Annotated in this window: 21 protein-coding genes; 2 read left to right on the top strand and 19 right to left on the bottom strand. The window is 70.0% G+C overall.

Features of this window, described 5'->3' with window-relative positions; genetic code table 11:
• Nucleotides 1-27 precede the first annotated feature (27 nt).
• Nucleotides 28-3,180: an isoleucine--tRNA ligase gene (gene ileS, locus AB8619_RS06585; protein WP_436795665.1), complete on the top strand. Its 3,153-nt coding sequence runs from the start codon at nucleotides 28-30 to the stop codon at nucleotides 3,178-3,180.
• 84 nt (nucleotides 3,181-3,264) lie between these two features.
• Here the strand turns inward: ileS and AB8619_RS06580 are convergent, their stop codons facing one another.
• The gene (locus AB8619_RS06580) at nucleotides 3,265-3,774 is read right to left on the bottom strand and encodes a VOC family protein (RefSeq protein ID WP_436795664.1); all 510 of its coding nucleotides are present in this window, start codon (nucleotides 3,772-3,774) and stop codon (nucleotides 3,265-3,267) included.
• On the opposite strand from AB8619_RS06580, the gene AB8619_RS06575 reads away from it, so the two are divergent.
• Nucleotides 3,773-5,611 (top strand): TIGR00341 family protein, encoded by a 1,839-nt coding sequence (locus tag AB8619_RS06575; RefSeq protein WP_436795663.1) that lies wholly within the window; start codon nucleotides 3,773-3,775, stop codon nucleotides 5,609-5,611. The two genes, AB8619_RS06580 and AB8619_RS06575, sit on opposite strands and share 2 nt — an antisense overlap.
• A gap of 107 nt (nucleotides 5,612-5,718) precedes the next feature.
• Here AB8619_RS06575 and AB8619_RS06570 read toward each other — a convergent pair whose 3' ends face one another.
• From AB8619_RS06570 to rsmH, 18 genes are all read right to left on the bottom strand, one after another.
• Nucleotides 5,719-6,870 carry a hypothetical protein gene (locus tag AB8619_RS06570; protein WP_436795662.1) on the bottom strand — a complete coding sequence of 384 codons (1,152 nt, stop codon included), beginning with the start codon at nucleotides 6,868-6,870 and terminating at the stop codon, nucleotides 5,719-5,721.
• Between the two features lie 125 nt (nucleotides 6,871-6,995).
• Entirely contained in the window at nucleotides 6,996-7,901 is a 906-nt protein-coding gene (locus tag AB8619_RS06565; RefSeq protein ID WP_436795661.1) for a DivIVA domain-containing protein, read from the bottom strand.
• A 64-nt stretch (nucleotides 7,902-7,965) separates the two neighbouring features.
• Entirely contained in the window at nucleotides 7,966-8,211 is a 246-nt protein-coding gene (locus AB8619_RS06560) for a YggT family protein (protein WP_436795660.1), read from the bottom strand.
• A 6-nt stretch (nucleotides 8,212-8,217) separates the two neighbouring features.
• A complete protein-coding gene (gene sepF / locus AB8619_RS06555; protein ID WP_436795659.1) occupies nucleotides 8,218-8,853 on the bottom strand; it encodes a cell division protein SepF in 636 nt (211 codons plus the stop codon).
• Between the two features lie 76 nt (nucleotides 8,854-8,929).
• Nucleotides 8,930-9,589 (bottom strand): YggS family pyridoxal phosphate-dependent enzyme, encoded by a 660-nt coding sequence (locus tag AB8619_RS06550; protein ID WP_436795658.1) that lies wholly within the window; start codon nucleotides 9,587-9,589, stop codon nucleotides 8,930-8,932.
• Nucleotides 9,586-10,239, bottom strand: coding sequence for a polyphenol oxidase family protein (locus AB8619_RS06545; protein WP_436795657.1), 654 nt, complete (start codon nucleotides 10,237-10,239; stop codon nucleotides 9,586-9,588). The genes AB8619_RS06550 and AB8619_RS06545 overlap by 4 nt, the downstream gene beginning before the upstream one ends.
• A gap of 20 nt (nucleotides 10,240-10,259) precedes the next feature.
• Nucleotides 10,260-11,351 (bottom strand): cell division protein FtsZ, encoded by a 1,092-nt coding sequence (gene ftsZ / locus AB8619_RS06540; protein WP_436795656.1) that lies wholly within the window; start codon nucleotides 11,349-11,351, stop codon nucleotides 10,260-10,262.
• A 139-nt stretch (nucleotides 11,352-11,490) separates the two neighbouring features.
• Nucleotides 11,491-12,342 (bottom strand): cell division protein FtsQ/DivIB, encoded by an 852-nt coding sequence (locus AB8619_RS06535; RefSeq protein WP_436795655.1) that lies wholly within the window; start codon nucleotides 12,340-12,342, stop codon nucleotides 11,491-11,493.
• Nucleotides 12,339-13,262 carry a UDP-N-acetylmuramate dehydrogenase gene (gene murB, locus AB8619_RS06530; protein ID WP_436795654.1) on the bottom strand — a complete coding sequence of 308 codons (924 nt, stop codon included), beginning with the start codon at nucleotides 13,260-13,262 and terminating at the stop codon, nucleotides 12,339-12,341. Before murB ends, AB8619_RS06535 begins: the two co-directional genes overlap by 4 nt.
• Nucleotides 13,259-14,656 (bottom strand): UDP-N-acetylmuramate--L-alanine ligase, encoded by a 1,398-nt coding sequence (gene murC, locus AB8619_RS06525; RefSeq protein WP_436795653.1) that lies wholly within the window; start codon nucleotides 14,654-14,656, stop codon nucleotides 13,259-13,261. Before murC ends, murB begins: the two co-directional genes overlap by 4 nt.
• A complete protein-coding gene (murG, locus tag AB8619_RS06520) occupies nucleotides 14,640-15,722 on the bottom strand; it encodes an undecaprenyldiphospho-muramoylpentapeptide beta-N-acetylglucosaminyltransferase (RefSeq protein WP_436795652.1) in 1,083 nt (360 codons plus the stop codon). Before murG ends, murC begins: the two co-directional genes overlap by 17 nt.
• Nucleotides 15,722-17,059: a putative lipid II flippase FtsW gene (gene ftsW / locus AB8619_RS06515; protein ID WP_436795651.1), complete on the bottom strand. Its 1,338-nt coding sequence runs from the start codon at nucleotides 17,057-17,059 to the stop codon at nucleotides 15,722-15,724. Before ftsW ends, murG begins: the two co-directional genes overlap by 1 nt.
• A complete protein-coding gene (murD, locus tag AB8619_RS06510; RefSeq protein ID WP_436795650.1) occupies nucleotides 17,056-18,405 on the bottom strand; it encodes a UDP-N-acetylmuramoyl-L-alanine--D-glutamate ligase in 1,350 nt (449 codons plus the stop codon). Before murD ends, ftsW begins: the two co-directional genes overlap by 4 nt.
• On the bottom strand, nucleotides 18,402-19,436 hold the full coding sequence (gene mraY / locus AB8619_RS06505; RefSeq protein WP_436795649.1) for a phospho-N-acetylmuramoyl-pentapeptide-transferase: 1,035 nt from the start codon (nucleotides 19,434-19,436) through the stop codon (nucleotides 18,402-18,404). The genes murD and mraY overlap by 4 nt, the downstream gene beginning before the upstream one ends.
• Complete coding sequence (locus tag AB8619_RS06500; RefSeq protein ID WP_436795648.1) at nucleotides 19,433-20,890, bottom strand: UDP-N-acetylmuramoyl-L-alanyl-D-glutamate--2,6-diaminopimelate ligase; 1,458 nt, start codon at nucleotides 20,888-20,890, stop codon at nucleotides 19,433-19,435. Before AB8619_RS06500 ends, mraY begins: the two co-directional genes overlap by 4 nt.
• Nucleotides 20,890-22,959 (bottom strand): penicillin-binding transpeptidase domain-containing protein, encoded by a 2,070-nt coding sequence (locus AB8619_RS06495; RefSeq protein ID WP_436795647.1) that lies wholly within the window; start codon nucleotides 22,957-22,959, stop codon nucleotides 20,890-20,892. The genes AB8619_RS06500 and AB8619_RS06495 overlap by 1 nt, the downstream gene beginning before the upstream one ends.
• On the bottom strand, nucleotides 22,956-23,612 hold the full coding sequence (locus AB8619_RS06490; RefSeq protein WP_436795646.1) for an FtsB family cell division protein: 657 nt from the start codon (nucleotides 23,610-23,612) through the stop codon (nucleotides 22,956-22,958). Before AB8619_RS06490 ends, AB8619_RS06495 begins: the two co-directional genes overlap by 4 nt.
• Entirely contained in the window at nucleotides 23,609-24,628 is a 1,020-nt protein-coding gene (gene rsmH, locus AB8619_RS06485) for a 16S rRNA (cytosine(1402)-N(4))-methyltransferase RsmH (protein WP_436795645.1), read from the bottom strand. Before rsmH ends, AB8619_RS06490 begins: the two co-directional genes overlap by 4 nt.
• Nucleotides 24,629-24,686 lie beyond the last annotated feature (58 nt).

The raw sequence follows: 24,686 nt of genomic DNA, 5'->3' as shown, positions 1-24,686 counted from the left end.
CTGCGGCCCCATCCCTAGGATGGCCGGATGGCTGCACCGGACTCTGGCGCCTATCCCGACGTCGAACCGAACCCCTCGTTCCCGGAACTCGAGCGTTCCGTGATCCAGCGATGGGAGACGGAGTCGACCTTCGAACGCTCGATCGAGCAACGCGCCGACGCCGAGGAGTTCGTGTTCTACGACGGGCCGCCGTTCGCCAACGGCCAACCCCACTACGGTCACCTGTTGACCGGTTTCGTCAAGGATGCGGTCCCCCGCTACCAGACGATGCGCGGCAAGAAGGTCGAGCGACGCTTCGGATGGGACTGCCACGGCCTGCCCGCCGAGCAGGAGGCCGAGAAGCGTCTCGACGTCATGGGACGCAAGGCCATCGAGGAACTCGGTGTCGACGTGTTCAACGCCGAGTGCCGATCTCTCGTCGACGGCACCGCCGACGGCTGGCACAGCTACGTGACCCGTCAGGCCCGCTGGGTCGACATGGAGAACGACTACAAGACCATGGACACCACGTTCATGGAGTCGGTCATGTGGGCGTTCAAGACGCTCCACGACAAGGGTCTGGCCTACGAGGGCCAGCGGGTCCTCCCCTACTGCTGGGAGTGCGAGACCCCGCTGTCCAACTTCGAGACCCGGATGGACGACGCCTACCGCGAGCGGCAGGACCCCGCCGTCACGGTCTGGGTCGAGCTCACGAGCGGCGACCACGCAGGAAAGCGCCTGTTGGTGTGGACCACGACCCCGTGGACCCTCCCGTCGAACCTCGCCGTCGCCGTCGGCCCGACGCTCTCCTACGAGGTGTATCGCGACGCTGACGGCGACGAGTACGTCCTCGGTTCGAACACCGTCGAGAAGTACGCACCGCAGCTCGAGGGCGCCGAGCACGTCGGCTCGCTCACCGGCGCCGATCTCGGTGGAGCGACCTACACCCCCATCTTCGACTTCTTCGTCGGCACCGAGAACGCCCACCAGGTGCTCGTCGCCGACTGGGTCGCGGACGACGAGGGAACCGGGATCGTCCACATCGCCCCCGGATTCGGCGAGGACGACAAGGCTGTCGCCGACGCCGCCGGAATCCCGACGATCGCCCCGGTCGACGAGAAGGCCGCCTTCACCGACGAGGTCCCGCCCTACGCCGGCATGCAGGTGTTCGACGCCAACAAGGACATCGTGCGCGATCTCAAGGAGCGCGGCGTCATCGTGCGCCACGACTCCTACCTGCACAGCTACCCCCACTGCTGGCGCACCGACACCCCGTTGATCTACAAGGCGATGTCGTCGTGGTTCGTCGCGGTGACGCAGATCAAGGACCGCATGATCGAGCTGAACCAGCAGATCAACTGGGTCCCCGGCCACGTCAAGGACGGCAGCTTCGGCAAGTGGCTCGAAGGTGCGCGCGACTGGTCGATCAGCCGCAACCGGTTCTGGGGCTCCCCCATCCCGGTCTGGAAGTCGGACGACGACCAGTACCCGCGGGTCGACGTGTACGGATCGATCGCTGATCTCGAGGCCGACTTCGGCGTACCGGTCACCGACCTGCACCGGCCCATGATCGACGAACTGGTCCGACCCAACCCGGACGACCCGACCGGCCAGTCGATGATGCGCCGGATCCCCGACGTCCTCGACTGCTGGTTCGAGTCGGGGTCGATGCCCTACGCCCAGGTGCACTACCCGTTCGAGAACACGGACTGGTTCGAGAACCACTTCCCCGGCGACTTCATCGTCGAGTACATCGGCCAGACCCGTGGCTGGTTCTACACACTCCACGTGCTGTCGACGGCACTCTTCGACCGCCCGGCGTTCGAGACCTGTGTGGTGCACGGCGTGCTCCTCGGCGACGACGGCCAGAAGCTGTCGAAGCGTCTGAAGAACTACCCCGATCCCGTCGACGTGTTCGACACCATCGGCTCCGACGCCATGCGCTGGTCACTGCTCTCGTCCGCGGCGGTCCGCGGCGGCGACATGGTCGCGGCCAAGGGGCCCATGCAGGACGCCGTCCGGCAGGTCCTGCTCCCGATCTGGAACGCCTGGTACTTCCTGTCGCTCTACGCCAACGCCGGCGCCAAGAACGGCAAGGGTCTGCGGCGGGGCCGGACCGTCCCGGCCGACGCCGACCTCGAACAGGTGCTCGACCGCTACGTCCTCGCCAAGACACGGGTCCTCGTCGAGGACGTCACCGAGCGCATGGACGCCTTCGACCTCTCGGGCGCAGCCGGCGCCATCGGATCATTCCTCGACTCACTCAACAACTGGTACATCCGCCGGTCGCGTGAGCGCTTCTGGGGCGAGGACCAGGTCGCCATCGATGTCCTGCACACGGTGCTCGACAACCTCTGCCGCGTCGCGGCCCCGCTGCTCCCCCTCCTGACCGAGCAGGTCTGGGGCGATCTCACCGGCGCCGGGTCCGTGCACCTGGCCGACTGGCCCGACCCCGCCGCCCTCCCCGACGACCGCGCACTCGTGACGGCGATGGACGAGGTCCGCGACATCGCTTCCGCTGCGAAGTCGATCCGTGAGACCCGCGGCCTGCGTCGTCGTCTGCCCCTGTCGACGCTCACCGTCGCCGTGGCCGATGCTGCGGCTCTCGAGCCCTTCCGTGCGCTCCTCGCCGACGAGGTGAACGTGAAGTCCGTCGACTTCGCCGATGCGGGCGCCCTCGGAGCCGAGCGGTTCGAGGTCGACCTCCGCAATGTCGGCAAACGCCTCGGCAAGGACACGCCGGTCGTCGTCAAGGCCATGAAGGCCGGCGACTACACCTACGACGCCGAGGCCGACGAACTCGTCGTCTCCGGCCACCGATTCGGCCCCGGGGACTACGTGCGCAAGCTCGAAGCCGACGATCCGGACGCCACCGCCGCCATCCCGGGCGGAAGCGGTCTGGTGCGCCTCGACTGCGACGTCACCCCGGAACTCGAGGCCGAGGGCATGGTCCGCGACCTGGCCCGCGAGGTCAACGAGCTCCGTCGCCACGACGGCCTCGACGTCTCGGACCGCATCCGGCTCGTCCTCGACGTCGGTCACCACCAAGACGTCGCCGAAGCCGTCGACAACCACCGTGATCAGCTCATGGCCGCTGTGTTGGCCACGGAGGTCGTGATCCCGGACACCCCGCTACGCGATGCCCACCGCATCCAGCTGGCGGACGGCCGAGCGCTGCACCTCGCCGTCGTCGTCGTCTGAATTCGGCGGCACGAGGACCGAGGACCTCGTCGACGTCGAAGCCCGCTCGGCGTCGTCTGCGAGTTCCTCGATTCGGGTGTGACCTCAGCCGAGCGCGGCGATGACGTCGGCGGGCGCCTGGACCAGTTCGATCAGGACGCCCTCGCCCGACAGCGGGAACTCGTCGTTGCCCTTCGGGTGCACGAACACGATGTCGTGACCTGCCGCACCGGGGCGGATGCCGCCGGGCGTGAAGCGCATGCCCTGCTCGGTGAGCCAGTCGACCGCGGCAGGTAGGTCGTCGACCCACAGGCCGATGTGGTTGAGCTTCGGGTCGTGGACCTTCGGGCGGCCGTCGGGGTCGAGGGGCGACATGAGGTCGATCTCGACCGCGTGCGGGCCCTCGCCGAGGCGGAGGATGTCTTCGGCCACGTTCTCGGACTCGCTGGTGAAGTCACCGGTCTTGGTCACGCCGAAGGTGTCGACCCAGAGCCCTCGGAGGGCGTCGAGGTCGAGACCACCGATGGCGATCTGTTGCAGGCCGAGGATCTTGAAGGGGCGTTCGCTCACGGCGGGACACCCTAGGACGTCGTGCTGCTGACAGACTCGGCACATGACCGTGACAGCGGGTGGGGCGGCGACGTCGGACGCCGAACGCGAACCGGAAGGGGAACCGGACGACCGTCCGGAGAAGCTGCACCGCGTCGTGGTTCCCGTGTCGAACCCGCGCAACGCGCCGCTGCTCGTGTCGATCGCCCGCGCCATGCTCGACCCGGAGGCAGGAGAGCTCCTCGCACTCGCGGTCGCCACCGACGAGGCGCAGGCCGAGTCGACGTCCGAGTCGGTCGCACAGATCAGCGACGCGCTCGATGCCAGCTTCGGGCCCGACCACGGGATCGAGGTTCGACGCCGGCACGCCCCGGCAATCGCTCGCGGCATCCTCGACTTCGTCCGCGAGAACAACCCCGACCTCGTGGTCATGGGCATGGATCTCTCGGCCGACGGCCGGCACTTCAGCGTGGTGTCCGACGCCGTGATCGAGGCCGTGCACTGCCCCGTGCTCGCCATCCGCCCGAGTGACATGATCGGCGTCGAGCGGGTCCTCGTCGGCGTCGACGGCAGCGCAGAGTCGCTCGCAGCGTTGCGACTGGCCGTCCTGGCGGCCGACGGGCTGCACCTCCCGTTGCGGGCGATCCACGTCCGGGATCCGGCCCTGTCGCGCAGCTTCGCCGCCGCGGTCATCGCCGAGGCCGCGTACGAGGTCCCCGAGTGGATGGATGCCGACGGCCACGTGGTCGAGGCGCCCCACCCCACCCAGGGACTGGTCGAGGAGTCGCATCCGACCGACCTGTTGTTCCTGGCGTCGGCGCGTCGCCGAGGCATCGCCCGCTTCACCTCCGGCGGGACGCTCGACCAGACGCTTCGCCACGAGGACGCACACATCGCCGTCCTCGCCCGCCGGCAGAACTCGACCCGCACCCGCCGCACCCGATTCTGGTCGTGGTTCCGCGCCCTGCGACCGACGCTGACGCGACTCGAGCGCGAATCGGTCGGCTGGCGCGCCGGCGCGAACGCCCCGCTCACCTCCGACTATCTCATCCTCCTCGGCGTGGCGTCGGTGCTCGCCTCGTTCGGTCTCCTGCAGGACAACGTCGCCGTCGTGATCGGAGCGATGCTCGTCGCTCCGCTGCTCGGGCCGCTCGCCGCGGCGTCCACCGGACTGGCCTCTGCGCGGGTCGACGTGCTGGGACGGTCGCTGTTCACCCTGCTGGCCGGGACCGTCGGCGCGGTCGTGCTGGCGCTCGGGGTGGGCGCGCTCATCCCCGTCGATCGCCCGACCGACGAGATGCTCGCTCGCGGCAGCCCCTCGCTGATCGATCTCGGCATCGCGATCTTCGCCGGAATCGTCGGCGCCTATGCGACTGCCCGCAAGGACATCCCCGCCGCCCTGGCCGGGGTGGCGATCGCCGCTGCGCTCGTCCCGCCGATCTGCACGACCGGTCTGGCGCTGGGCCTCGGCGACACCGAGCTCGCCGCCGGGTCGCTGCTGTTGTTCACCGTCAACACGGTGTCGGTGGTGGTGGTCGGCTCGATCGTGCTGTGGTGGATGGGCTTACGCCCGACCGACGGGCACCGGCGTCCGGCCAGTTGGTTCGCCGCGGTGCTCGGCACCGTCCTCGCGTTCGTCCTGGTCGTCGCCGGACTCGACGCGTTCGCCGAGGCCCGCCGGGCCAGCGTCGCCGCCGACGACCTCGAGCGGCTGTTCCCCGACGACGAGATCATCGACTTCGACGTCGACGACCAGGACCCGATCGTGGTCACGGCCGTCATCCGCACCACGGGAACGATCGAACCCGACGACGTCCGGGCGGCGGCCCGGTCGCTCGGCGACGAACTCGGCCACGACGTCGTGCTGCGCGTCGTGGAGGAGCGGGTCGTCACGTCGGACTGATGCCAGTCGGCCGGCCCGTGCGGCGACGGGTCGAGCAGAGACGAACTCGACGCTCCAGGCGTCGGGGACCGACGACTGTGACGTCGAGTTCAAGAGCGCTGCCGGCTTCAGCCGAGACGGTTGTCGATGTCCTTGAGGATCGTCTTGCGACCGGCGCCCGACAGCTCGCGCTCTCGGACCTGGGCCAGCTGGCCGTCGCTGAGATCGGTGAGCCGGGGCCGGATGTCGGCCACGGTCAACTCGTCGTAGTTGGCGATCGGGAAGCGGGGCGCCGCCTTCTTCTTCGCCGCCTTGCGAGCCTTCTTGGCCGGCGCCTTCTTCTTCGCCGCAGCCTTCTTGGCCGGCGCCTTCTTCTTGGCCGGTGCCTTCTTGGCCGCGGCCTTCTTCTTGGCCGGCGCCTTCTTGGCCGGAGCCTTCGGTGCCGGGGCGGGCGCTGCCGCTGCGGCCGGCGCGCCGCCGACCAGTCGGTCGATCTCGGTGAGGATGGTCTTGCGACCAGCCCCGGTGAGCTCGCGCTCGCGGACCTCGGCGAGCTCGTCGGACTCGAGCTGCGAGAGCAGTGGCGTGATCTGCGAGACGCTCAGGTCGTCGTAGTCCGCGATCGGGAAGAAGTAGCCGGTGTCGTCCTCGTCGTCGACCAGTGCGGAGACGCCGCGCGAGGGGACCGGTGTGGATGCCGGAGCGGGGGCGGGAGCCACCGGAGCGGCCTCGATCTCGGCGTCGGCCTCGGCGGCGTCGGCCTCGGTGCCGAGCTCCTTGAGCTCCTCGAGACGAGCGATGATCGTCGAACGGTTCTTGCCGGCCTGCTCGCGGGCGATGACGTCGTCGAGTTCGTCGGAGTAGAGCTGCGGCAACAGCGGCATGATCTCGCCGACGGTCAGGTCGTCGTAGTCGGCGATCGGGAAGTCGACAGCCTCGTCGTCTTCCCAGTCGGCGTCGGCCATCCAGTCGGCATCGGCGCTGGATCCGGTGTCGGTCGCCACCACGGCGGCGGGCGCCGGAGCCTCGGCGGGCGACTCGACGACGGGGATCGCCGCCGTCTCGTCGATGGGCTGCGGAGCGATGTCGTCGGCCAGCGGCGCCGGAGCGGTGGCCGCGTCCGGGTCCTTCTTGGGCTTCGACTTGCGGAACGCGACGTAGAGCACCACCGCCGCGGCAGCGCTCGCCGCGATCGACAGGTAGATGAGGGTCAGCCCATCGTCATTCAGGAGGCCGACGACCAACAGGATCGTCGCCAGCAAGACGAGACCGAAACTCACGAGTACCAGCACAGAATTTACCTTCCGAAAGCGGTGCAGCGGCGGGCCATCCTAGGCAGACCGCTGTACAGAGGGACGAACAATGCGGACATCGGGGGACGCACCGCGCGATGCCGAAGAGCAGTTCAGGACTCGGGATCCGCCCAGGGGTCGGGGTCGGCGGACGCATCGTCGACCATGGGTACGGCCTGCGTGGGCTCACCGGCATCGGCGCCGAACGGTTCGAACGACTCGGGCTCCGGCGAGGCATCGACCGGGTCCACCGGGTCGACGGCGGGGACATCCGGGGCGCTCTCGTCTTCGACGAGGTCGTCGACGCCGGTGGTCGGCGTGCTCACGTCCGGGACGGCGACGTCCTGGAGCGCCGAGGGGTCCTCGACCAGTCGCTGCAGCTCACGGGCCGTGGAACGCATGCGCGTGCGCTGCTCGTCGAGCCAACGACGCAGGGCGCGGATGTCGTCGGAGAGTCCGTCGCGGTCGCGGCGAAGTGTCAGCACCTCGGCCTGGATCGTCCGCTTGGTCTCCTCGCCGGCTCGGCGGGCTTCCTCTTCGGCCTCGGCTTTGGCGGTGGCCAGCATCGTCTCGGCCTCGGTCCGCTGGCGGGTGGCCACCGACTCGGCCTCGGACCGGATCCGCTCGGCCTCGGCACGGGCGTCGGCGATCGCCGCTTCGGCTGTCCGCTCGGCGTGGACCAGGATCCGCATGGGCTCGTCGACCGCCGGAGCGGCAGGCGCTGCCGCGACGGGCTCGGGTTCCGGCTCCGGCTCCGGAGTGGGCTCGGCCACGGGGTCGGCGGGCGCCGGCGTCTCGATGATGGTCGCATCGACGGGAGTCGCAGCGCCGCCGGAGGCGAGCGCGGCCAACTGGGCTTCCGCGGTCTCGGCCCGCTCGAACTCGGACCGGAGTCGGGCGAGGAGCACGTCGAGGCCCTCGGCACACCGCTCGAGGAAGTCGTCCACCTCGGCCATGTCGTACCCGCGACGTGCGGGCCCGAACTTGGCCTCGAGAAGGAGTTCTGGCGTCAGTTCCATGGCGGCGATCGTAGGTCAGGACGGGGTGCGGTCCGGTGATGCCCGGACCACTCGCCGGTCGGGCTCAGCAGATGAGGCCGCGGAGGAAGATGATCCCGAACATCACGATCATCACCGAGAAGTCGATGCCGCCGAAGCTTGCCCCGATGGCACGTCGCACGGGCGCGACCACGGGCTCGGTGACCGAGTAGATGACGCGTCGGACCTCCGCGAGTCCACTGCCCGGCTGGGTCGGGAACCACGAGAGCAACGCGCCGGCGAACAGCACGAGGAGGTACGCCTGCAGCAGCAGGCAGACCAGGTCGGTCACGGGATCTCAGGCCCCGTTGGACGCGAGGCGCCGCTTGTCGTCTTCGGAGACCTCGACCCGCGCCGGGGTGAGGAGGTACCCACCCGGACGGACCCGCTCCATGTTCCCGCCCAGGGCGTAACAGATGCCCGAAGCGAAGTCGATCAGGCGCCGAGACAGTTCCTTGTCGAGCCCGGCGAGGTCCATGACCACGGGCTGGTCGGCCTTGAACCGGTCGGCGATCTCCTTGGCGTCGTCGAACGACTCCGGCTTGGTCACACTCGGGCGGGCGGAGGTCGGTCGCATGGCACGGACCGTAGGCGTCTCTTCGACCCGAGGGGAACGCGGGTCGTTCTGGAGGGCGCCCTGCGCCGGCAACTGCCGGACGGTGCCCGGCGAACGGCTCGGTCGCGGCGCGAGGTACGGGTCGTCGTACTCGTCGGCAGGGCCGGGGCCCGTGCGGGGTTGCGGACGCCGTGCCGGACCGGGAGCACCGGGCCCCGGGCGACGTTCAGGGGCGCCTCGAGGGTCGCTCGGAGCGCCGTAGCCAGGGCGCGACGCACCACCGCCGGGGCGCCCGGGCGCCTCGTACGGATAGTCGTCGTACTCGTCGTCGGGCGCCAGGCCCAACCACACCATCGCCTTGTTCAGAACCCCTGCCATCAGACTCCTCCTCGGATTCTTTCTTCAGTCTCGCACGACATCGTCCATCTCCCGCGAATGCCTCGGGGCGGCACCGTCACCGGGCCACCGTGGGCCGGGGCCCGAACAGCGCTCGGCCGACGCGTACCTGCGTCGACCCTGCTCGAATGGCTGCGCTGAGGTCCGCCGACATGCCCATCGACACCTCGGTGAGGCCGAGGTCGTCGGCCAGGCCGGCCACGCGTTCGAACGCCTGCGCCGTCGCTCGGTCGTCGTCGTCGACGCCGACGGTCATCAACCCCTCGACCGCCAGTCCTGCCTCGGTCGCCAGGGCCACCAGGTCGGCGACATCCGGGACGGCGCAGCCACCCTTCTGGGGCTCCCCGGAGGCGTTCACCTGGATCAGGATCCGGGCGCCGGGCGACCGTTTCGCGATCTCGGCGACCAGCGACGACCGGTCGACGGAGTCCCAACGGGCGACGAGGTCGGCGATGAGCTTCACCTTGTTGGACTGCAGCCGCCCGATGAAGTGCCATTCCGGGGCCCCGACGACGTGCGGTGCCTTCTCGGCCAGCTCCTGGGCGTAGTTCTCGCCGAGTTGCACGAGGCCGGCAGCGAGGGCGGCAGCCGACGCATCGGGCCCGAACCCCTTGGTCACGGCGAGGATCGACACGCGGTCGGGGTCGCCCCCGGCATCGGCGATCTGTCGGCGGACGCGATCGGCGTTCTCCGCCACGACGGCGGCGTCGGCGGTCACGGAACCAGGGTGATGGTCGAGGCGTGGCGGCCGCGGTCTCGCCGCGCACGGTGCGAGAAGAACTGATCCGGCTCACATGCGGTGCAACCGCTCTCGAACTCCGCAGCGACCTCGAGCCGTCCGAGGACGGAGCGGACCGCCGCCGTCAGGTCGAGCGCCGGCGATCCGGCCGCCGTGGTAGCGCGGACATCGTCGCCGAGACGAGCGGCGACATCGTCGAGGTCCGCGGCTCCGAAGTCGTAGCAGCGACCGCGGATGTGGGGGCCGACGAACGCGAGGCGAGCGGTGCCGCCCAGGCCGGCCATGGCCTCGACCGTCCGGTCGATCACACCGGCAGCGAGGCCACGCCACCCGGCGTGCGCGGCCCCGATGACGCCGGATGCAGGGTCGTGGAACAGGACCGGCACGCAGTCGGCGGTGTGCACGGCGAGGACGGCGCCCGGGACGTCGGTCACCGCGGCATCGGCCTCAGCGCCCGCGCTCGCTCCGGGCTCGCGGACGACGACCACCTCGGAACCGTGGACCTGACGGAGCCATGTCCACGCTCCCGGAGAGAACCGGGCGCGACGATCTCGGAGCGCCGCTGGTTCCGCGTCGATGGCGAAGTCGCCGTCGGCGCAGCGTGAATGGAGGACTCGGGCGGCGTGCACCGTGGCGTCGCCGCCGAGTGCTACTTGAGGAACGACGGGACGTCGAAGTCGTCGTCGCCGTCGTCGCCGAAGAGGTCGTCGTCGTCGCCGAGGACCTCGGAGAGGTCGCCGGAGCGTCCACCAGCAGCCATGCCCGCACCGGACGGAGAGGAGACCTCGCCGTCGAAGCGGTCGAAGCCGGCGGCGATGACGGTGACCCGCACCTCGTCACCGAGATCGTCGTCGACCACGGTGCCGAAGATGATGTTGGCCTCGGGATGGGCGACGCCGTGGATGACCTCGGCGGCCTCGTTGACCTCGAACAGGCCGAGGTCGCTGCCACCGGAGATGGTGAGCAGGATCCCGCGGGCTCCGTCGATCGAGGCCTCGAGCAACGGGCTCGAGATCGCGTTCTTGGCAGCCTGGAGCGAGCGACCCTCGCCGGAGGCGTAACCGATGCCCATGAGCGCCGAACCGGCGTTCGACATGATCATCTTCACGTCGGCGAAGTCGGTGTTGATCAGGCCCGGGGTCGTGATGAGATCGGTGATGCCCTGGACGCCCTGGAGCAGGACCTCGTCGGCCATCTTGAAGGCGTTGAGCATCGACGTCTTCTCGTTCGACACGGTGATGAGCCGGTCGTTCGGGATGACGATGAGGGTGTCGACCTTCTCCTTGAGTCGCTGGATGCCCTGTTCGGCCTGGACCGAACGGCGACGACCCTCGAAGGCGAACGGTCGGGTGACCACACCGATGGTGAGGGCGCCGAGGCTCTTGGCGATCTCGGCCACGACAGCAGCGCCGCCGGTACCGGTGCCGCCACCCTCGCCCGCGGTGATGAAGACCATGTCGGCCCCCTTGAGGACCTCCTCGATCTCCTCACGGTGCTCCTCGGCCGCCTGACGACCCACGTCGGGGTCGGAGCCGGCGCCCAGGCCTCGGGTGAGCTCACGACCGATGTCGAGCTTCACATCAGCGTCAGACATCAACAGCGCCTGCGCGTCGGTGTTGACGGCGATGAACTCGACGCCCTTGAGGCCGGCGTCGATCATGCGGTTGACAGCGTTCACGCCGCCACCGCCGATGCCGACGACCTTGATGACGGCCAGGTAATTCTGCGGGTTCGCAGCCATGGGACCGGTTACTCCTCTGTGGGGTGGTGACGCGAGCTGGCGGTGTGGAAACACGGATGGCCGGGCAGCAGAAGGCCGCCCGGCATGAAGTTCGACTGGAGGTAGAGATGAACCTCGACCTCAGCTGTGGGGTCGAACGCTACGAGCACGGCTCGTCCCGGGTCAACACCGGACGGGTGGGAACCCGCAGGTCGAGGACATCGATGCAGGTCTGGTCGACCCGGGCGTGGATGGTGCGGAACGCATCGATCTTGGCGTCGATGCCGTCGCCGTCGCCGAAATCGACGATCCCGCCGCCGGCGAGTTCGAGGCGGAGCGTCGGAGCGAGGTGCACGGCGGCGACGACGTTGGCCGGGTTGCCCCGCACCCGTTCGGCGATGGCGATGGCGTCGAGCAGCGACGCATCGACCCGGCCACCGGGTCCCGGCAGCGTCGCGGCCTCGGGAGCATCGTCGACGACGACCCGGACGAACGGGGGGAAGGTGGGCACGGCGTCGGGATACCTGGCCGGGTCGGCGACCGACAACACGTGGCCGTCCGGATCGACGAGGACCGCAGAACCACCCGAGGCGACGACGGCCGAGGGGGTGCGCTCGATCACGTCGACCACCACGCCGCCGGGGAGGTCGCGGCTCACCGTCGCCTCCTCGATCCACGGCAGGGCCTCGATGGACCGCTGGGCTGCTTCGAGGTCGGCCAACAGGAGCGCCGAACCGAGGTCGACCCCGGTCGCGTCGGTGATCGCCTCGACGCTGGTGGCCTGGGCACCGTGGATCTCGATCTCGTCGACGTCGAGAATCGGGCTCTTGAGCACGATGACCGTCGTCAGCGCCAGCGCCGCCGCGACGATCAACACGATCAGGCGGTGCAACCTGCGCCGACCCACGTCGCGACGAACGGCGATGCGACGGGCCCGCAGTCGGGGGTCCACGACCACGTCGGCCAGGTCGTCCGGCGTGCCGGTACCCGTGTCGGGAGTGGGGGGCGTCATGCGAAGATCTGGGAGTCGAAGCCCACGAGCACGGTCTCGGGGTGCAGGCGGACGCCCGTCGCGTCGGCGACGGCGTCGCGGACCTCGACCATCAGGGCGAAGACGTCGTCGGCGCTGCCGTCGGGGTCGGCCTGGATGAAGTTCGCGTGCTTGTCGGAGACCATGGCCGTGCCGTGCCGGCGGCCCTTGCAACCGGCGACCTCGATGAGACGCCCGGCGGAGTCGTCGGCGGGATTCGTGAACACCGATCCGGCGTTCTGCCCACCGGGTTGGTTGGCGCGACGCCACCGGACGATGTCGGACAACTCGTCCTCGCCCGCCGCTCGATCGCCGGGTGCGAGCCCCAGTTCGACCGACACGACGACCTGGTCACCGGTCAGCGACGAACGGCGATATCGCAGGTCGAGATCGGCGGGTGGCACGACAGCATCCTCCCCCGTCCGGAGGTCGAAGACGCGGACCCCCCGCAACGAATTGGCCATCTCGGAACCGTGGCCACCGGCGTTCATCCGCACCGCTCCACCGATGGATCCGGGCACGCCCACCGCCCATTCGAATCCGGTGAGCCCAGCTCGGACCGTCTGTCGGGCGACCACGGGGAGCAGCGCGGCAGCGCCGGCCACGACCGAGGTCCCGTCGATGGCGATCTCGGCCATCCCGTCACCCAGTTGCACGGCGATGCCGGGGAAGCCGCTGTCGGCCACGAGCAGGTTCGAGCCGTTGCCGACGACCAACACGTCGACCCCCGTCGCCCGGACGACATCGGAGAGAAAGACCAGGTCAGCGACATCGTCTGCCACCAGCATCGCTGCCGCGGGACCCCCCACCCGGTAGGTGCTGGCCGAGGCGATCGACCAGTCCCGTTCCCCACGATCACCGAGCAGTTCCAGGGCGTCGGCGACGACCTCGGGGCGACTCATCGGGCGCCCCCGAGCCGCTCGATCACCAGGTCGGGGACCGTTGTGAGGTCGCCGGCGTTCAACGTGATGCAGCAGTCGCCGGGTCGGAGCGCCTGCTCGAGCCAGGCCACGGCGGCATCGAGGTCGGCGAGGTAGCGGACGTCGGCCTCAGGATGGGCGGCGACCACGGCATCGTGGACCAGCTGTCCGGACACCCCCGGGATCGGGACCTCGCCGGCCGGATACAGATCGGTGATCCCGAGGACGTCGGCGGAGACGAACGCGTCGGCGAAGGTCGGGGCCAGGTCACGCGTCCGGGTGTAGCGGTGCGGCTGGAAGACGCAGACGACACGATCGAACGGACCGGATCGGGCAGCGTCGAGCGCGGCGGCGACCTCGGTGGGGAGATGGTCGTAGGAATCGACGAAGGTGACCCCTGCGGCGGTTCCCCGGACCTCGAAGCGTCGTGCCACGCCGGCGAACGACCCGATGGCCCGCACGGCGTCACCGAGGTCGATGCCTGCGGCGACAGCGGCGGCGATGGCACCGGCAGCATTCCGGGCGTTGTGGATCCCCGGTGCCGACGGGACCGTCACCGGCAACCGTCGTCCGGCGTGCTCCAACTGGAAGGCCACGCCGATGCCGGCCGCTTCGACGTCGGTGACGTGGAAGTCGGCGTCGGCCGACGTCCCGTACGTGAGCGATCGGGTTGCGTGTGGCAGCAGGGACCGGGAACCCGGATCGTCGAGGCACAGGACCGCCGTACCGGTCAGCGCGGCCACGAACCGCTCGAAGCCGTCGTGGAGCGCCTCCTCGCTCCCCCAGAACGACAGGTGATCGGGCTCGAGGTTGGTCACGACGGCGTCGGTCGCCCCGAGACGGAGGAACGTGCCGTCCGATTCGTCGGCCTCGACCACGAAACCGGGCCCGGCCCGCCAGTCGGCATTCGTTCCCAGGCCGGTGATCCGGGTGCCGACGAGGTATCCCGCGCCATTTTCCACACCATCGAGGATCGTTGCGATCATCGCGGCCGTCGTCGACTTGCCGTGCGTGCCGGCGACCGCGGTGACCCGGCGCTCGGCGCAGATGGCAGCGAGGGCATCGCGACGGTGCACCACGGCGGCGCCACGAGCCTCGGCCGCGACCACGTCGGGGTGGTCGGCAGGCGTGGCCGTCGAGGTCACCACCAGATCAGCCGATGCGGCCGAGGATGCCGATGGCCCGATCGTCACGTCGACCCCGAGGGCTCGCAGCGGGGCCACGAACGGCGTGTCCTTGTCGTCGACGCCGGTCACCCGATGTCCGCGTTGGGCGAGCACCGTCGCCACCGCGCTCATGCCGGCGCCACCGACGTTGACGATGTGGATGGCTCCGATGCCCGCCAGGTCGACGACGACGTCAGATCCTGCGGCCATGGCGCTCCACCAGGTCGGCGACGGTGGCCGCGGCGTTCGGCGTCGCCAGCGTGCCCATGCGCTCGGCCATCTGCTCGAGCCGGGCGGGGTCGGCCAGGAGTTCGTCGACGACCGCGACGAGGCGGTCGCCGTCGAGTTCGTCGTCGCGGATCACCACGGCACCACCCACGGCGGCGACGCGCTCGGCATTGGCGATCTGTTGTCCTCCCGTCGTGACCATCGACGGGATGATGACTGCGGGTCGCGACGTCGCCGCCAACTCGAAGCACGTTCCCGAGCCGGCCCGACAGACCACGAGGTCGGCGGCGGCCAACTGACCAGGCATGTCGTCCTCGTACTCGACGGCGCGGTACTCGAGCGCGCCAACGGACGTCGGTCGTTCGAGCGTCGGCCAGTCGCGGTGGCCGACGACGTGGTGCACGGCCAGGTCGGAGCGGGTCGCCCACTGCTCGGCTGCCGCGACCGTGGCGCGGTTGATCGACAGCGCTCCGAGTGAACCGCCGAAGACCAGCACCTGGCGGCGCCCGTCGCTGCGAACGACGTGCGGACGGTCGAACAGTTCGGCGCGGACCGGGTTGCCCACGACGGTTGCCTGGGGCAGCGGCGTGTCGGGGAACGACACCGCACTCGCTGCGGCGAAACGCGCCAGGAGTCGGTTGGCGGCTCCGGGCACGGCGTTCTGTTCGTGCACCACGAGGGGTACACGCCACAAGACGGCACCCAGCCCGCACGCCACGCTGGCGTAGCCGCCGACCGCGACGACCGCCGACGGGCGGAGGCGGCGCACGAGGCCGATCGCGGTCAGGAACGCCCGGACCAGACCGATCACGGCCCCGACGTTGTCGACGATCTTCGCCGGACGGAGGCTACGAGCGATCCCGCGACCGGGGAGCAACGTCGAGTCGAACCCGGACTCGGGGAACAGGCGGGTCTCGATCCCGCGGAGCGAACCCACCATGTGGACCCGATGACCGCGTTCGTCGAGGGCGGTGGCGATGGCGAGCGCAGGCAGCACATGGCCGGCGGTGCCGCCGCCCGTCACCAGGACCGTGGAGACGTCGGACATCAGGGAGTGACGGTACGCGAGGAGGCCGACGTGGCCACGTTCGCCGCGCGACGGGCGGCGATGCGTTCACGCACCGGGCTCTCCGGTGCCCGGCTCTGCAGCGCCACGTTCACCAGGACCCCGGCAGCGAGCATGGTCGCCAGCAGTGACGAGCCGCCGAAGCTGACGAACGGGAGGGGCACGCCCGTGATCGGCAGGATCCCGAGGACTGCGCCGACGTTGACGAATCCCTGCACCGAGAACCACGCGCCGACGCCGACGGCGAGCATGGATCCGAACGTGTCGCGTGAGCGAGCGGCGATCCGGAGTGCGCATCCGATCATGGCGGCGAAGAGCCCCACGACGATGAGCGAACCGACCAGGCCGAGTTCTTCGCTGATGATCGAGAAGACGAAGTCGGTGTGAGCCTCGGGAAGGAAGCCCCACTTGGCCCGGCTCTCACCGAGACCGGTGCCCGAGATGCCACCGGAGGCGACGCCGATCAGCGACTGGATGGTCTGGTACCCGGTGTCGCCGGCGTCGGCCCACGGATCGAGGAACGCGGTGACACGAGCTCGGCGGTAGTCAGCCGACAGCGCGAAGACCAGCCCGGCACCAGCGCCCAGCGCAGCGAGCGACGACAGGACCCGGATCGGGAGACCACTCCACAGCAGCATGCAGCCGACGGTGGCGCAGAGGACGGCCGACGTCCCCAGGTTGGGCTGGAGCATCAGCAGGGTCAACATGACCCCGAGCACGATCAAGACCGGGCGGAGGACGACCCGCAGGTCGAGAATGCGGTGTTGCTCACGGGCGACGAGGGCCGCCACGAACACGATGAGTGCGAACTTCGCGGGCTCGGCGGGCTGGAGCTGGAAGCCGCCGGCGCCGATCCACCGCTGCGCACCGTTCACGTTGATGCCCACGCCGGGCACCAGGACGAGCGTCAGCAAGCCGACGGAGCCGATCACGAGCAGCGGGACCCGATCGGCCCACCGGTGGTAGTCGGTCCGGGCGCCGATGCCCATGGCCGCCAGGCCGGCGACGAGCCAGAGGCACTGCTTGAAGAAGACGCTGAACGACGATCCACCGAGGTCGATCGCAGCCACCGACGACGCCGAGAGGATCATGACCGAGCCGATGAGACTCAACAGCACGACGAGGACGACCATCGACACGGCCAGGCCGGTCTGGAGCTCGCCGTCAGCCGTCCGAGGCATCGACACCAGCCGGAGTCGGGCGCGGGCGCCGGCACGACGCCCGGTCGCGCCATCGCGTCCCGTACGAAGCGTCCGTCGCTGCGGGTGGTTCCGGCGGGAACGGGAACCGGTCACGAAGTCAGCAGTGACGTCGCTCATGTGTGGGCCTTCCGTGCGAGGACGTGGGCGGCGAAGTCGTCGCCCCGTGCGGCGTAGTCGGGATACCAGTCGAACGAGGCGCAAGCGGGAGAGAGGAGGACGGCGTCGCCGGGGCGAGCCAGCCGTGCCGCCGATGCCACTGCGGTGGCCATGTCGCCGGCCTGCTCGACCGGGCGGATGCCGTCGAACGCCGCCACGATCTCGACGGCGGCATCGCCGATGGCGACGACAGCACGGATCCGGTCGGCGGCCGATGCCAGCGGTGTCAGGTCGAGGCCCTTGTTGCGCCCACCAGCGATGAGGACGACCGAGTCGAACCCGGCGAGCGCGGCGATGGTGGCGTGGGGAACCGTGGCCTTCGAGTCGTCGTAGTAGGTCACGTCGTCGACTGTGGCCACCGGCTCGACCCGGTGGGGCAGCGGAAGCGATCGTCGCAGCACGCGGGCGACCGACTCGTCGTCTGCGCCGGCGGCCGATGCGGTCGCAGCAGCGGCGAGCGCGTTGGAGAGGTCGTGGGGCAACTGGCGCGGGAGCTCGGCCACCGGGAGGACGACGCCACCGGGGCCCATGAGGGCACCGTCGACGATCGAGAACGGGGCCTCGGGATCGGTGGTCGAGAACCCGACTCGGCGACCGGGGGCCGAGGCGAGGCGCCGAGCGACGACCTCGTCGTCGAGGTTGCCGATGGCGACGTCGTCGGGACCCTGCGAGGACCAGATCCTGGCCTTGGCCGCTTCGTAGTCCGCGTGGGTGGCGTGGACGTCGAGATGGTCGGGTGCGAGGTTGAGCCACGTGCCGACCCGCGGGGCCCAGCCGTGTGTCCGGCCGAGGCGGAACGAGGACGCCTCGACGACGAACCAGCACGGAGCGGGATCCTCGATCGCCGAGACCAGCGGCAGGTCGTTGTTCCCGGCGTCGATGCAGGCGATTCCGGCTTCGTTGAGCATCGCCGTCACCATCGTCGTCACCGTCGTCTTGCCGTCGGTACCCGTGATCGCCACGATCGGGCGGTCGTCCCATGCTGCAGCGAGGTCGAACTCGGTCAGGACCGGGGTCCCGTGATCCTCGGCCAGGGCGAACACGGGGTGTCGATCCGGGAGTCCGGGTGCGGGGACCACGGCGTCGGCGAGGTCGACGAGGCGGGCGAGCGCCGTGGTGTCGGGCGCCTCGATCAGCGTCACACCAGCCGACTCGGCGGCGACTCGGGTCGCGTCGGTGGGCCGGTCATCGGTGACCGACACCGTGTGCCCGCGGGACAGCAGCGCACGTGCCACCGCCCGGTTGGCGAGGCCGAAGCCCACGACCAACACCGTCTCGGGGACGACGAGCGGGGATCGCGTCGTCAATCGAGCGCTCCGGTGCCGATGAAGTCCGCGTAGAAGAGACCCAACGCCAGTGCCGTGCCGAGGCCGGCCATGATCCAGAAGCGGATGATGACCGTCGTCTCCGGCCAGCCGCCGAGTTCGAAGTGGTGATGGATCGGGGCCATTCGGAAGAACCGCTTGCCCGTGAGCTTGAAGCGCCCGACCTGGAGGATGACCGAGACGGTCTCGAGCACGAACAGGCTGCCGATCACCGGGAGGAGCAGTTGGGTGTTGGTCGTCAGCGCCAGGCAGGCCAGCGCAGCGCCGATCGCCAACGAGCCGGTGTCGCCCATGAAGATCCGCGCCGGGTTCGCGTTCCACCACAGGAATCCGGTGACACCTCCGAGCATCGCCGCGGCGACGGTCGCCAGGTCGAGTGCATGGGGGACGTCGTAGACGTCGGGATGACGGAAGGCCCAGAACGCCATGAACACGAACGACATGAAGGCGAAGATCGACGAGCCGGCAGCGAGCCCGTCGAGCCCGTCGGTCAGGTTGACGGCATTGGTGGTGCCGGCGATCAACAGGATCGCCCAGATCGCCCAGACGAGCGGCGGGAGGCCGAGACCCGGCGAGTTGAAGCGCGTGAAGGAGACGGTCTGGTGGACCTCGGTCAGCGTCAGCATCGCCACGGCGAATCCGATGGCCACGAGCAGCAAGCCGATCATCTTCGCCCGGCTCGACAGTCCGAGGTTCCGCTCGCGGCTGACCTTGATCCAGTCGTCGACCGCGCCCACGAGCGCAGCGCCGATGATCGCCGCCATCACGATCAATCCGGTGCGCGTGAACAACAGGCCGGATCGGATGTGCGCGGCCAGGTACCCGATCGTGGCGGCTCCGACGAAGGCGACCCCGCCCATCGTGGGCGTCCCGGCCTTGGTGACGTGCCCCTGGGGGCCGTCTTCCTGGATCGGCTGACCGACGTGGTGACGGGTCAGCCACTCGATCAGGTAACGGGTCCCGACGAGCGATGCCACCAGCGACGTCCCGCCGGCGAGGAGGAGAGCGATCACGCCGCACCACCACCCGTCAGGGCCTCCAGGGCAACGGCGCGATCGTCGAACGCGATGGTCACGTCCGCGAAGGTCTGTGTCGTCTCATGTCCCTTGCCGGCGACCACCACGACGTCATCGTTCCGCGCCGCGCGCGCAGCGTGGTGGATGGCTTCCGCTCGGTCCTCACTGACCAGCACCCGCCCCGCGCTGATCGCGTCGGCGGGGATGCCGGCGACGATCTCGGCGATGATCGCGGCCGGGTCCTCGGAGCGCGGATTGTCCGACGTGACGATCACCAGATCGGCCGACTCGGCGGCGATCCGCCCCATCTCCGGGCGCTTCGCCCGGTCCTTGTCCCCGCCACACCCGAACACCACGATGACCCGGGTGTCGTCGCCCGATCCTGCGTCGGCGATCTCCCGGGCGGCCTCGAGGACCGTCGCGAGGGCGTCGGGCGTGTGGGCGTAGTCGACCGCGAGCGTGAAGTCCTGTCCCCCGTCGACGAGTTCGAACCGGCCACGCACCGGCCCCACGTGTTCGAGACCGTCGACGATGGCGTCGACGGGCACGTCGAGCCAGTCGGCGATGGTCGCCGCACACAGCGCGTTGGCCACGTTGTGACGACCCGACATCGGGATCTCGACGTCGCGATCCCGCCAACAGAATCGCATGCCGGCGGCGCTGGTCGAGAGCGTGCCGGCATCGGCGATCTCGAAGGGCCGGACCTCGACGCCACCCCGCTGCAGGACCTCGTCGAGGAGACGGGCTCCCCAGACGTCGTCGCGACGGATGACCGCCCTGGCGGTGCGGGTCGGTTCGAAGAGGCGCGCCTTGGCCGCGAAGTAGTGCTCGACATCGTGATGGAGATCGAGGTGGTCGTGTCCGAGCATCGTGAACCCTGTCGCCTCGAACCAGACTCCGTCGACGCGACCCATGGCGAGCGCGTGCGACGACACCTCCATGGCGACCACGTCGACGCCGTCGTCGCGCCATGCGGCGAGCTGGGCCTGGAGTTCGGGCGCGTCGGGCGTCGTCGGCGGTCCACCAGGCAGTGAGGTCAGCGTCCCGACCATCTCGCATCGCTTCCCAGCCGCCTCGAAGATGGACCGCAGCAGGCTCACCGTCGTGGTCTTGCCGTTCGTGCCGGTGACCCCCACGACCGCGAGATCTCGGCTGGGGTCGCCCCAGAAGCGGGCGGCGATCGGGCCCATGGCGGCACGGACCGAGGGGACCACGACCTGGGCGACGTCGAGCGGGAGACGGCGTTCGACCAACAGCGCGACGGCGCCGGCCGCCACGACGGCTTCGGCGTGGTCGTGGCCGTCGAAGCGCGACCCGGGCACACAGCAGAACAGCGAACCCGAGAGGACCTTGCCGGTGTGGTGGACGACGCCGCCGATGTCTGCATCGCCGAAGACCTGGTGTTCGATGCCGGCGTCGGTGAGTCCGCCGGCCACGGATGACAGGAGCATCAGTCCTGTGTAGCCGGGGCGCTGGCGACGTCGGCAACCGGAGCTGCCGTCGGGGGGATCCGGAACCGGCTGAGTGCGAATCGAGCCAGGTCGGCGAACACCGGCGCAGCCGCTCCGCCGCCGTAGATGGTGGCGGTCGGCTCGTCGATGACGACGATCACGCTGAGCTGGGGATCCTCGGCCGGGACCATGCCGGTGAAGGCAGCGACGTAGTGGTAGTTGCCGCCGAGGTCCTCGTACGTCCCGGTGTCCTGCGGCTTGCGGGCGGTTCCCGTCTTGCCGCCGACGGAGTACCCGGCCACCTGGGCGTTCTTGCCGGTGCCGTCGTTGACCGCCTCGACCAACATCGCCCGGACCTGCTCGGCCGTCGTGGCCGAGACCACGCGGCGACCCTCGCCGACGGGGATCTCCGTCCGGGTGCCGTCGGCGGCCACCGTTGCCTCGACCAGTCGGGGCTCGACGTAGACGCCGTCGTTGGCGATCACGTTGTAGGCGCTGAGCATCTGCATCGCGGTGACGGCGATGCCCTGACCGATCGGGATCGACCCGATCGACGTGCCCGACCACTTGTCGGTCGGCAGCAGGAGCCCCCCGGACTCGTTGGTGAAGTCCAGCGCCGTCCGCTCTCCGAACCCGAACTTGCGCAGGTACTCGTCGATGCGTTCCTTGCCCAACTCCTGGCCGAGCATGATCGTGCCCACGTTGGACGACTTGGCCAGGATGTCGGTGACGGTCATCGGCTCGGTCGGGTGGGTGTGGTCATCGGAGAACTGGTGGTCGGACACCTGGTAGCGCCAGGGCACGACACGCTCGGTGTCCGGCTCGACGAGGCCCTCCTCGAGGGCGGCGGCGATGGTGATCACCTTGTTGACCGACCCCGGCTCGAACACGTCGATGACCGCGCGGTTGGCGCCGGCCGTGATGATCTCGTCGTCGGTGTTCCGGGTGATGTTCGCCAGCGCCAGGATCTCGCCGGTCTCCGGCTTCGAGATGACGACCATCCCGCCCTTGGCGTCCATGTCGGCGACCTGTTCCGACAGCACACGCTCGGCCTCGTACTGGAGTGACCGGTCGAGGGTGAGGACCACGTCGTTCCCGGCGACCGGCGCCACCCGGGTCTGACCTGCTGCTGCGATGGTGCCGCCGTCCCGTGCCCGTTCGTAGCGGACTTCGCCAGGAGTGCCGGTGAGGACGTCGTCGTAGAGGAGTTCGATGCCCGTCGAGCCGGTCTGATCGTCGGCGACCTTGCCGATGATCGACCTCGCCAGCGCCTCCGACGGCGTGAAGCGGGCCGGCTCCTCGAGGAGGTGGATGCCGTCGAGTTCGAGCTCGACGATGGCGTCGACCAGGTCGTCGTCGACCCGGCGACCGAGGTAGACGAACTTGTTGTCGCCGTCGAGCTTGTCGGCCAACTCGACCGGGTCGACGTCGAGGACGGGCGCCAGTGCCTGTGCGGTCGCCATCGGATCGTCGATCTGGCTCGGATCGGCGAACACGCTGGGCCGCGACACCGACAGGGCGAGGTCGTGGCCCTCCCGGTCGAGGATGCGGCCGCGGCTGGCCTCGAGCGCGACCGTCCGGAGGCGCTGATCCTCCCCGACGGCGACGTAGGTGTCGCGATCGAGGACCTGGATGTCGACCAACTTGCCGACGACCGCCAGCAGCAGGATCCCGAGGACGACCTTCAGCGCCAGGCTGCGGCGTTCGGGGCGAGCGAGGCGGGGACCCCGCGGGCGTTGCGGTGGGCCGCCACCGGGAGGGCCGGTGGGCACCGCACGCAGGCGGCGAGGCGCAGGGGCACGCTCCTCCGAGCGAGGCGCGACCTGGGGCTCGGGGCGTGCCGGACGCTGTGGCCGCTGCGGGGCCGTCGGACGCGGGGCCGTGACCGAACGGTCGAGTGGGACGCCCCGGCGACCGGTGCGATCTCGCGGCACCCGAGCACGCGGCATGCGGGTCACGGTGCCGCGGGTACGACGAGAAGACGAGCCCGCAGGCTCGTCGGAGAACGGATCGTTGTCGAAGTCCTCGAATCCTTCGCCCCACGAGGGGTCGATGGGGCCCCAGCTCACTCGGTTCCTCCGTCGGGTGCACCCTCGGACGGGGTGGCGGTGGTCGGTGAGTCCGCGGTCACGGTCGAGTCGGTCGAGTCGGATGTCGAGCCGTCGGGGGTCTCTGCGCCCTCGGCGAGCGGCGGGCCGGTCAGCGAGCCCGCGTCGACCTCGGCCTGTTCGGGCGAGACGGACTCCTCGACCGGAGGCGGCGGCGGGGGCGGAGTCGTGGCGGGGTCGACCCGCACCGGGCCTTCGTCACCACCGGCGACGCCGACGGGCAGCAGGTAGCCGACCTCGCCGGGGTCGACCATGCCGAGACGATCGCGAGCGACGTCGAGGACACGGTCGGGGGCCTCCAACTCGGCGACCTCCAGCCGGAGCTGGCGGACCTGCTCGGACTCTGACGCCTGCTCGCGGCGGAGATCGTCGAGGCGCAACTGCCCACCGATCAGCAGGGCGTGCATGGCAGCGAGCGCGAACAGCGCCACGATGACGATCCCGGCGCCGACGACGACAGGGACGGCCGGGGACCGCCGCTTCGTCGGCTTCTCGACCGGTCGGAGGTGACGGCCGGCGCGACGGCGCGGACGGCGATCCGGTGCCGGCTCGATGACGACGGCCAGATCCGCTGATCCGGCGTCGATACCCGTGGTGCGTACGGTCGCAGTCATACGGCCTCGCCGAGTTGCTCGGCGACACGCAGGCGAGCGCTGCGGGCGCGGGGGTTGACGGCGATCTCGTCGTCGGAGGCCGTGATCGCCTTCCGGGGCACGAGCTTGATGCTCGGAGCGCCGTCGCAACGGCACGCGCCCACGCCGGGAGGGCACACGCAGCTGTCGGCAGCGGCATCGCGGAATCGACGGGCGACGATCTTGTCTTCACCGGAGTGATAGGTGATGACCGCGGCGCGACCACCGGGAACCAGCAGGTCGAGGGCATCGCCCAGGGCCCGCTCGAGCTGACCGAGTTCGTCGTTCACGTGGATGCGCAGACCCTGGAAGGTGCGCGTCGCGGGGTGTCCCCCGGTCCGGCGAGCAGCCGCAGGGATCGCATCGCGGACGATCTCCGCCAGCTGTTCCGTGGTCTTGATGGGTCGCGAGGCGACGATCGCCTTCGCGATGCGGGGGGCATGCCGCTCGTCGGCGAAACGGCGCAGGATGCGCACGATCTCGGACTCGTCGGCGTGGTTGACGATGTCGTCGGCGGTCGGACCGGACGTGGGGTCCATCCGCATGTCGAGCGGGCCGCCCTGGCGGTACGAGAACCCTCGTGCGGCTCGGTCGAGCTGGTGCGACGAGACGCCGAGGTCGAGCAGGACGCCGGAGACACCGTCGGGGAGCTCTTCCGTCTCGGGGATGCCGGTGTCGCGGTTGCGTCGGCGGAGGATTCCCATGGTGTCGTGCAAGCGATCGAAGGGGGCATGGACCACGTGGGCTCGGGGCCCGAATGGTGCGAGTCGTTCCGTGGCCACCTGGACTGCCGTCGGATCCCGGTCGAACCCCAGCACCGAGAGGTGCGGGTGCGCTTCGAGGATGGCGATGGCGTGTCCTGCGCCGCCGATCGTTCCGTCGATCACCCAACCGGGTGGGACAGGAGCGAAGGCAGCGACGACCTGATCTCGCAGCACGGGAACGTGCTGGAAGTCCGGGCCGGCGTGACCGGTGGTCGGAGGTTCGGAGCCGCTCACCGGCAGCCCCCCGGGCAACGAAGTCCCGCCAGGTTGTAGGCCCTGGTCGGGCAAGATG

The organism is Actinospongiicola halichondriae (assembly GCF_049103745.1).
Lineage (GTDB): Bacteria > Actinomycetota > Acidimicrobiia > Acidimicrobiales > Salinilacustritrichaceae > Salinilacustrithrix > Salinilacustrithrix halichondriae.
The sequence above is the reverse complement of the archived record's forward strand: the minus strand, read 5'-3'. Positions and strand labels throughout refer to the sequence as shown.

Excerpts from the sequence above, each read along its gene's own strand:
- murG (WP_436795652.1), bottom strand. The coding sequence starts at position 15,722 with ATGTCCGACGTCTCCACGGTCCTGGTGACGGGCGGCGGCACCGCCGGC.
- AB8619_RS06565 (WP_436795661.1), bottom strand. The coding sequence starts at position 7,901 with ATGGAACTGACGCCAGAACTCCTTCTCGAGGCCAAGTTCGGGCCCGCA.
- AB8619_RS06580 (WP_436795664.1), bottom strand. The coding sequence starts at position 3,774 with ATGTGCCGAGTCTGTCAGCAGCACGACGTCCTAGGGTGTCCCGCCGTG.
- ileS (WP_436795665.1), top strand. The coding sequence starts at position 28 with ATGGCTGCACCGGACTCTGGCGCCTATCCCGACGTCGAACCGAACCCC.
- AB8619_RS06535 (WP_436795655.1), bottom strand. The coding sequence starts at position 12,342 with ATGACGCCCCCCACTCCCGACACGGGTACCGGCACGCCGGACGACCTG.
- murC (WP_436795653.1), bottom strand. The coding sequence starts at position 14,656 with ATGGCCGCAGGATCTGACGTCGTCGTCGACCTGGCGGGCATCGGAGCC.
- ftsZ (WP_436795656.1), bottom strand. The coding sequence starts at position 11,351 with ATGGCTGCGAACCCGCAGAATTACCTGGCCGTCATCAAGGTCGTCGGC.
- murB (WP_436795654.1), bottom strand. The coding sequence starts at position 13,262 with ATGAGTCGCCCCGAGGTCGTCGCCGACGCCCTGGAACTGCTCGGTGAT.
- ftsW (WP_436795651.1), bottom strand. The coding sequence starts at position 17,059 with ATGAGCGACGTCACTGCTGACTTCGTGACCGGTTCCCGTTCCCGCCGG.
- AB8619_RS06500 (WP_436795648.1), bottom strand. The coding sequence starts at position 20,890 with ATGCTCCTGTCATCCGTGGCCGGCGGACTCACCGACGCCGGCATCGAA.
- AB8619_RS06490 (WP_436795646.1), bottom strand. The coding sequence starts at position 23,612 with ATGACTGCGACCGTACGCACCACGGGTATCGACGCCGGATCAGCGGAT.
- AB8619_RS06575 (WP_436795663.1), top strand. The coding sequence starts at position 3,773 with ATGACCGTGACAGCGGGTGGGGCGGCGACGTCGGACGCCGAACGCGAA.
- sepF (WP_436795659.1), bottom strand. The coding sequence starts at position 8,853 with ATGGCAGGGGTTCTGAACAAGGCGATGGTGTGGTTGGGCCTGGCGCCC.